Source organism: uncultured Gimesia sp. (assembly GCF_937910335.1).
Classification (GTDB): Bacteria; Planctomycetota; Planctomycetia; order Planctomycetales; family Planctomycetaceae; genus Gimesia.
Genome location: NZ_CALEMX010000192.1, coordinates 1 through 7731 on the forward strand (window position 1 = coordinate 1; position 7731 = coordinate 7731).

Consider the following 7731-nt stretch of genomic DNA (forward strand, 5'->3'; position numbering starts at 1 on the left):
AGAAGGAGAATCAATTCCCTCAGGGGATTGAAACGAATATGATCTTCCAGCTTTCTTATTGTTTTCCCGTTATTAAACGACTGATCTGTTTGAATTCGTCGGTTCCTGCTACTTCACACCATTCAAATAATATGGATTCTGTTGAGGTGATTTCCGCTCCAGAATTTTCCATACGTTTGATGGCGATATTCCAGTCGAGTTGGTTTCGGCTGGCAACAGCGTCAATCGGAATGATAACGCGATAACCGGCTGCTAACAAATCCAATGCGGTCTGTTGAATACAGACATGGGCTTCCAGGCCTGTCAGCACAATTTTTGTACGACTATCAATTGTGTTAGCCGCAGTTCCCCAGCCTAAACATTCTGACGCGCTGAACCGAATTTTTTCAATGGGTTCCGGCAGCAGTTCTGATAATTCAGGAATCGTACTTCCCAAGCCTTTGGGGTATTGTTCGGTACAACTGATGGGAATTTGAAAAATCTGAGCTGCCTGAATTAATTGCTGGATCCGTAAGGTGAGTTTTTTGGCGACGGGAATCAGGGGAATCAACTTTTCCTGTACATCAATGACGACGAGCTGACACTCCTGATGAGATACCAGATCAATACTGCGAGGATGTGTGGACGCTGATTCTGACATGGATTAACCTGCCTGATAAAAACACAGATGATTGATATAAGAGATGCTGAGATGAAGATTGAGATTCTTGAAATCAAATCACATCTCTCTCCACAAAAAATGGTGTATTAAAGATGAAATCTCGTTTCCACTTTCGAATACAAATCTGCATTGATAAAATACAATTCTAAATGGTACCCTAACAAAGTTCTAACCCGTAGTGAAGCACATGAATCATCACAATCATTTTGTAGTTCAGATTTCTCAAAGACACGTCACTCTCGCGGGGGCGTTTCTCTTTCTTTTGATCGCAACAGGCAACCTGCCAGCAGATGAAAAATCGGGTCAAGTTTCGGCAGTAGATACTTCCGCTCCCCATACGCAGCAAGTCGCTTTATTAAAACAGTTTGTCAAAGAACTCGTGCCCATTACACCCGGGAAAGGGAAATTTCCTAAGTCATTTCAAATGGGTTCTATCAAAGGCCAGCCCGCAGAGACGCCTGTTCATACAGTGACTCTAGCATCAGATTTCTGGATAGGAAAATACGAAGTACCACAAAACCTGTATCAGGCGGTGATGGGGAAAAATCCCAGCCGCTGGGGTGGTCCGCGGAACTCAGCCGAAATGTTTGACTGGCGAATTGCGAATCAGTTTTGTCAAAAACTGACGGAAATGTTACGGAAAGCATCGTTGATCTCCCCGGATGAGGAAATCCGGCTGCCCACCGAAGCCGAGTGGGAATACTGTTGTAGGGCAGGAACCACCACGGTATATAGTTTTGGGGATGAAGCGCAAAAACCGGGAGATGCAGGGAAACTGGCTCGACTTTTGGACGAATATGCGTGGCATACAGGTAATGCAGCCGGAAATGACCCAGCCGTCGGTGCCCTCAAACCCAATCCGTGGGGATTATACGACATGCATGGCTACCTATGGGAGTTCGTAGCAGATCCCTGGCATGATAACTATAAAAATGCTCCCGGGGATGGTACTGTATGGGGTACAGGATCGCCGGATTCACCACGTGTGGTTCGAGGCGGGGCTTGGACAGATCGGTATGACCGTCTCAGATCCGCATTTCGCACGAAAGTAACGCCGACAACTTCCAGTCCTGCATTGGGGTTACGTTGTGTGAAAGCAAAGGTGAAAAAATCGGAAAACTAGGCTCTGCGAATTGCAGGGTGGTAGCAGCGGTGATACTCTTTTAGTTAGTTCAACAGGCTTTCAGCAGGAAATCTGTCTAAAGCCAGGCTCAATTCGGCCAGGCTCTCATTGAACTGAGTAAATTTCGATTCTAATTGTTTCATTAATATAAAGTATGTAATCAGGCGAGTAAGGTTTATCTCCCATGAGTTCAGAGCGACCATCCACCGAAGAAATCAAAACCAGCGAAGAAGCATCAGAAGCGAAAGCAGCAACTGATCAGGATCAATCTGCTGAGAATCAGGTCGCAAACGAAGCTGGTGTGAATGAAGCAGTTCCCCCCCAGACCATGGAAGAACCTCAAGCTAAGGTCGCTCCTCAAGCAGAGGCTGCGCCTGAAGCGATACCCGCGACAGAAAATCAAAGTGAAACACCTGCCGTTGACTCTCCGGTTTCGGAAGCAGAGGAGTCAGCAAAAGGAGAACGCAAAGTTCAACTGAAACCGAATGTTGATCCAGAGCAGTTTAAAGCGATTCCCTCACCCGGTTCCAGTGTGCCGATTTTGCCGAAAGGAACTGAAAATGATGAGGCAGGTCAGGTTGTGGATTCACAGGAGCATATGGATGAAGCAGCCCTGTTGCAGGTTGCAGAAGCCGCAGAGCCCATTGATATTCCACCGGAAGTAGAAGACCTGGACGCTAACCTGGAAGCGGAACTGGCAGCCGCCCTCTCTGTACAAGGGGCAAAGGAGCTTCCCAAAACTCTGACTGATGAAGAAGTGGCAGCAGAGACAACGGCTGAAGAGAGTACGACTGTTCCTCAATCAACGGCAACGCCATCAGAACCGGCAGACGAAGCGTTGGCAGAAGGGGATCGGCTGAAGGGCAAAGTAGAATCGATCAATAATGATGACGTCTTTATTGATCTGGGAACTCGATCTTTGGGGGTTCCGGGCATTGTTCCCTTACGACAGTTTGGTGATAAACCTCCGGAAATTGGCAAGGAAGTCGATGTCAAGATTACGAAAATCAAAGAAGCAGAAGGGTTGATCGTTCTCTCTCTACCGCGCGGACGTCACAAACCTGCAGGAGACTGGGATGCGGTCTCAGCGGGACAGGTGGTGGAATGTGTTGTCAATAAGTCAAACAAAGGGGGGCTGGAAATTAATGTTGGCAGCTTGAGAGGTTTCCTGCCAGCCAGTCAGGCAGACCTCTATTTCGTAGGAGACCTCGAACCTTTCGTTGGTCAGAAACTGACTGTTCAAATTACTGAAGTGAATGCTAAGAAGCGAAATCTGGTTGTCAGTCGTCGAAAATATCTGGAATCGGAACGTGAAGAAATTCAGAAAGAGTTATGGGAAAAACTGGCCGTTGGTCAGGAGCACACGGGTGTAGTCAAAAATATTAAGGACTACGGTGCATTCGTTGATATCGGGGGCATCGATGGATTTCTACACATCGGTGAGATTAGCTGGAATCGTATCAAACATCCCAAAGACGCCTTGAGCGAACAGCAACAAATTAACGTCAAGATTCTCAAAATTGAGCGCGAAAAAAACCGCATCAGTCTCGGCATGAAACAATTGCAGCAAGATCCATGGTCATTGGCAGAAGACCACTATCAAAAAGGATCAACCGTTTCCGGGAAAGTCACTCGCACAGCCGAGTTCGGTGCGTTTGTTGAATTGGAACCAGGCCTGGAAGGTTTAATCCATATCAGTGAAGTGGACCACCGACGCATTAAAAGAGTTACCGAGGTTTTGAATGTAGGACAGGAAATATCGGCCAAAGTATTGGAAGTCGATACCAATCGGAAACGGATCAGCTTGTCTCTGAAAGCACTGACTGATAAACCAGAAGATGCAAAAGTAGAAGAACAACCCGCCTACGAGCGAAAACGAAAAGGCCCACTACTAGGTGGCAATGCCGGAGATGGCGCAAGCGGAGGGGGCGGCCTGTTTGGTAATCCTACCGATTACAAATAACTAAGACCCACTTCGATTGCTTAAAAAAATAAACGGAGTCTTTCTTTTCAGAGAGGCTCCGTTTTTTATTGCAAGCGGATAAGTTTCGCAATCTGATGAGGCTTGTTTTGAAGTCAATCGTTTTAACGGTCAGATGACGACTGATTCCAGAAGCATTCTCAGCTTGCGCAGTTCTAATGCGCGATCTTCGTTGTCCAATAACGCAGGGAGCAATTCGACAGAGAGGAACTGATGATATTCCTGACGTTCGAGCATACTGATCAGGCGACTGTAGTCAATTTCACCCAGTCCTACCGGAACCTGCAGTTGGTCTTTCGTAGAATCTCGAAGATGTAGATGGCAAACATATGGAAATACCAGATCATAAGAAGTGGTACTGTACGGTCCACACGTGTAATAGCTGGGATCAAGAGTGAGCCCCAGACCTTTGACAGACTGACAGAGTTCTGTTGCCGTTCTGGGATCTTCAGTCAATTGGCCGGTCTTAGTTTTAATCGAAAGACAAATGCCATCGTGACTGGCAATTTCGAGTAATGTTTTTAACCGGTCAATTTCTGAATTAAATGGAGTTCCCATAGGTGAAGCAGGGATCGTGATCTGAGCAACGCGGAGCATCTTGGCGGCTTTACACAACGATTGAAATGATTCCGGGCTGATATCGCTTTCCAGACAAAAGGCAATCGGTGTCAACCGCGTGGCTTCTCGAAAACGTGAATAAAATTCCTCCGGTGAATTGGCAATTTCAGATGGCTTAAGGTGATCACTCTCCTCATCCATCCAGATCTCGATTTTATCATATTCCAGATCTGTTAACCGTTCACAGCTTACTTCAAACGATTCATCGGAAAAACAACGTGATGATGCAGCTACAAACACGCCAAACACTCCCTTGTTGACAAATAACAGTTCAGAATTCGCAATTCGTTACTGACTATGTTTTGCCTAAAGAACCCAAACTTCAAGACAACCCACTTTAACTATTTTGATAGAGCAAGTCAGTGAGTAGGATACTCTGGTAATCTATCCCGGTTTTAACGATTCTGCAAGGTCGATCAGTTTTGATTATTACACCGGTTTTCCATTTCTTGGGGATTTTGACAATTGTTTGACTCAGGCTGGCCGATAAAGGAAGTAAGTCGCTTGCTGATCATCGTGCAGCCTCTCGAAAGGTTATGCACGCATTTTATCATTTGGCAGAAACGACACGATTTACTTAACAGATTCTCAACTTCTCGTTGAGTCAACTCTGTTTATCGACCAAAATTCAGGGGAAAGGAAGCCAATGAAGCCTCATTTGTTATGTAAAATGGCCGCTTGTTTGATTCTACCATTATGCGTGGGATGTACTAACAGCCAGGTTATTCGGGGTCAGTCGGCCGACGGAGAATTCCTGATGCAACAGCAGGCCCAAATGGCCGAATACCAACAGCTCATGCATAAACAGCATGCAGGGCAACAGGCACAGGTTCAGCAGGTTGGCTTCAACCGACACCGCGGTTACTGCCCACCTGGCTGGAACAACAGCCATAAAAACGTTTATCACCAAAATAAACGTCCTAAAAATTACCAGACATACAAGTACGTCCCGCCGGCAACTGTTTATCCTCAACAAAATCAGCCTTTGGGAGTCGTGCAATATCCTTACTACACACACAAAGGACCAGATGACTTCTTTCTAAAATAAGCAGCCATCTGTTCCTGACAAGACATTGATCCGAGAGTTGACCGAGTATTTACTCAGTCAACTCTTTTTTTTTAAAACAGGCATGAATTCATTCTCGTTTCTGCTATATAATCCCAGCAGATCTAATGATGCGAACCGAAAGAACAAACTTTATAACTTCGTAATAACAGTGATATTCACGATGAACACCGGTAAACCAGAAATGGATCATGTCATAAAAGTGATCGAGTCGATCGCCCCTGATGGTTATGGGAGAATGTCCATTCCCAGTCAGACAGATTCCGACCTTTATGAACAAATTCAAACTGCATTACAATCGGAATCGGTAAAGGATTTTCTGCTTAATCAAAGAGGCATAGACAACTTATTCAAATTTGTAGAGCGTATGGCTTCGCAATGCTTACGAGAGTCGGAATTTCTCCATTGCGCGCATGCAGCACAGGCGATGGAAATAGTGCTGTCTCAACCCGATTATGATGAGCAGATGGTCCTGGTGGGCTTGGCTTTAATCCATGATGCCTACGGGCGATTACAAAAACCACGCCCCGAATTCGATTCAAAACAACTGCCCCGGTTTTGTGAAGCATGGACCCGCTTTTGTGCACGACTCGCGCACGAAAAAACAATTTCCTCAATCAAATATCGAATCGGAACAGAACACGACGGCCCTCGTTACATCTGTTACTGGTAAGATTTTACTGACGAAATTGAGTGTTTTAGCCGTTTTCACTTCGCGAGAGGAATTTCCAATTGTGAAGGAACGGGCTTCACCGTTTGTTGATGTTTTTTAGCGGCAGCCAACAATTCTTTGATCACTTCAGGATGATCTTTTGAGACATCATACTTTTCAGAGGGATCATGTTCGAGGTGATACAACACCGGAGGATCATGTTCCTGAAACGGTTCTTTGCCATACGCGGGTTTGGTAATAAAGTGTGCTTTCCAAGGGCCTTTTCTGAGCGCCATCAGTTTAGTCCCCCGATAATAGACCATTTCATCACGTGGACTTTTACCCGTACCCATCAAGACCGGAGTAAGATCCACACCATCGACGACTCGATCTGCAGGGACATTACCTCCAGCCAGTTTGATGCTTGTGGTAAAGATATCCATTGTACTGCCCAGTTCCTGCGAAACCGAACCGGAGGCAATATGACCGGGCCACCAGGCAAGAGTTGGTTCGCGCATGCCCCCCTCCCAGGTACTGCCTTTGCCTTCTCGCAATAAACCGGCAGAACCTCCATGTTGATCGAAAATCAGCCAGGGTCCGTTATCGCTTGAGAACCAGACAATCGTATTCTGATCAAGCCCCAGTGTTTTGAGTTCCTGCAAAATTTGGCCGACACTCCAGTCGATCTCTTCAATCACATCGCCATACAATCCACGCAGGCTTTTGTCCATAAACTCTTTCGAGCGGAATAAGGGAACATGTGGCATACTATGAGCCAGATACAGATAGAAGGGTTGTTTTTGATTTTTCTGAATGAATTTCACCGCTTCTTCAGTATAGCGTTTGGTAATTGTTCTCTGGTCAGCAGGCTGCTCGATCACTTTGTTATCGCGCATCAAAGGCACATTCCAGTATTTGACTTTTGGATCAAGAAAGATTTTGCGTCCCAGTTTTCGTTCCGCTACACGATCCATGTCGTTGGAGTAGGGGATTCCATAATAGGAATCAAAACCATGGCTGGTAGGTAGAAACTGTGGGAGATGACCCAGGTGCCATTTTCCCACACAGGCAGTCTGGTAACCAGTTTCTTTTAATGCTTCCGCGAGTGTGATTTCGCTGGAAGGCAGGCCACCACCAGAATTGGGAAAGAGCACTCGCCGTTTATCACTGCACATTCCGGAACGAATTGGATAACGACCCGTTAACAGGGCTGCCCGGCTGGGAGTACAAACGGGAGCTGCGGAGTAGAATTGAGTAAATTTCATTCCCTCAGCTGCCATTTGATCCAGGTGAGGAGTTTTAATAGTAGGATGGCCGAAGCAGGCTAAATCACCATATCCCAGGTCATCTGCATAAACCACGATGACATTCGGCTTCGTTTCTGCAGACGCAACGTTTGGCAATAAGAGTAGAGAGAAAAGGAAGAATAGGGGGAATGCAGTGCAGTTCAACTTGATGTCTATCCGTGCTGACCAATTCATTTAAAGCTTGCTCCCGAATGGGGTTCTGATTTAGAGATTCTCTCGGACTGTTTCTGATTGTTCACGCTTTCTTATGGAAGTGCAACCGAAAACAAAAATTTACTTATGTAAAACTTTGCCGGTTATGACGATAACTCCTTCAGATACTA

At 45.9% G+C, this 7731-nt stretch carries 7 protein-coding genes; 4 read left to right on the top strand and 3 right to left on the bottom strand.

Translation table 11 applies throughout. From position 1 onward, the window contains the following. Positions 1 to 55: 55 nt before the first annotated feature. A complete protein-coding gene (locus tag Q0668_RS07225) occupies positions 56 to 640 on the bottom strand; it encodes an isochorismatase family protein (protein WP_298862007.1) in 585 nt (194 codons plus the stop codon). A gap of 208 nt (positions 641 to 848) precedes the next feature. On the opposite strand from Q0668_RS07225, the gene Q0668_RS07230 reads away from it, so the two are divergent. Both Q0668_RS07230 and Q0668_RS07235 read left to right on the top strand, forming a co-directional pair. Further along, a complete protein-coding gene (locus Q0668_RS07230; RefSeq protein WP_298862010.1) occupies positions 849 to 1784 on the top strand; it encodes a formylglycine-generating enzyme family protein in 936 nt (311 codons plus the stop codon). A gap of 184 nt (positions 1785 to 1968) precedes the next feature. Further along, a complete protein-coding gene (locus Q0668_RS07235) occupies positions 1969 to 3747 on the top strand; it encodes a S1 RNA-binding domain-containing protein (protein WP_298862013.1) in 1779 nt (592 codons plus the stop codon). Between the two features lie 129 nt (positions 3748 to 3876). On the opposite strand, the gene Q0668_RS07240 is transcribed toward Q0668_RS07235, so the two are convergent. Then, the gene (locus Q0668_RS07240; protein ID WP_298862016.1) at positions 3877 to 4623 is read right to left on the bottom strand and encodes a TIM barrel protein; all 747 of its coding nucleotides are present in this window, start codon (positions 4621 to 4623) and stop codon (positions 3877 to 3879) included. A 406-nt stretch (positions 4624 to 5029) separates the two neighbouring features. Between Q0668_RS07240 and Q0668_RS07245 the strand changes: the two genes are divergently transcribed. Further along, a complete protein-coding gene (locus tag Q0668_RS07245; protein WP_298862019.1) occupies positions 5030 to 5431 on the top strand; it encodes a hypothetical protein in 402 nt (133 codons plus the stop codon). A gap of 202 nt (positions 5432 to 5633) precedes the next feature. Then, entirely contained in the window at positions 5634 to 6122 is a 489-nt protein-coding gene (locus Q0668_RS07250) for a hypothetical protein (protein WP_298862022.1), read from the top strand. Between the two features lie 35 nt (positions 6123 to 6157). Here Q0668_RS07250 and Q0668_RS07255 read toward each other — a convergent pair whose 3' ends face one another. Continuing rightward, on the bottom strand, positions 6158 to 7582 hold the full coding sequence (locus Q0668_RS07255) for a sulfatase (RefSeq protein ID WP_298862025.1): 1425 nt from the start codon (positions 7580 to 7582) through the stop codon (positions 6158 to 6160). Positions 7583 to 7731: the final 149 nt, after the last annotated feature.

What these genes read in the sequence shown, in the direction of transcription:
- Q0668_RS07225 (WP_298862007.1), bottom strand. Translation starts at nt 640, where the DNA reads ATGTCAGAATCAGCGTCCACACATCCTCGCAGTATTGATCTGGTATCT.
- Q0668_RS07230 (WP_298862010.1), top strand. Translation starts at nt 849, where the DNA reads ATGAATCATCACAATCATTTTGTAGTTCAGATTTCTCAAAGACACGTC.
- Q0668_RS07235 (WP_298862013.1), top strand. Translation starts at nt 1,969, where the DNA reads ATGAGTTCAGAGCGACCATCCACCGAAGAAATCAAAACCAGCGAAGAA.
- Q0668_RS07245 (WP_298862019.1), top strand. Translation starts at nt 5,030, where the DNA reads ATGAAGCCTCATTTGTTATGTAAAATGGCCGCTTGTTTGATTCTACCA.
- Q0668_RS07250 (WP_298862022.1), top strand. Translation starts at nt 5,634, where the DNA reads ATGGATCATGTCATAAAAGTGATCGAGTCGATCGCCCCTGATGGTTAT.
- Q0668_RS07255 (WP_298862025.1), bottom strand. Translation starts at nt 7,582, where the DNA reads ATGAATTGGTCAGCACGGATAGACATCAAGTTGAACTGCACTGCATTC.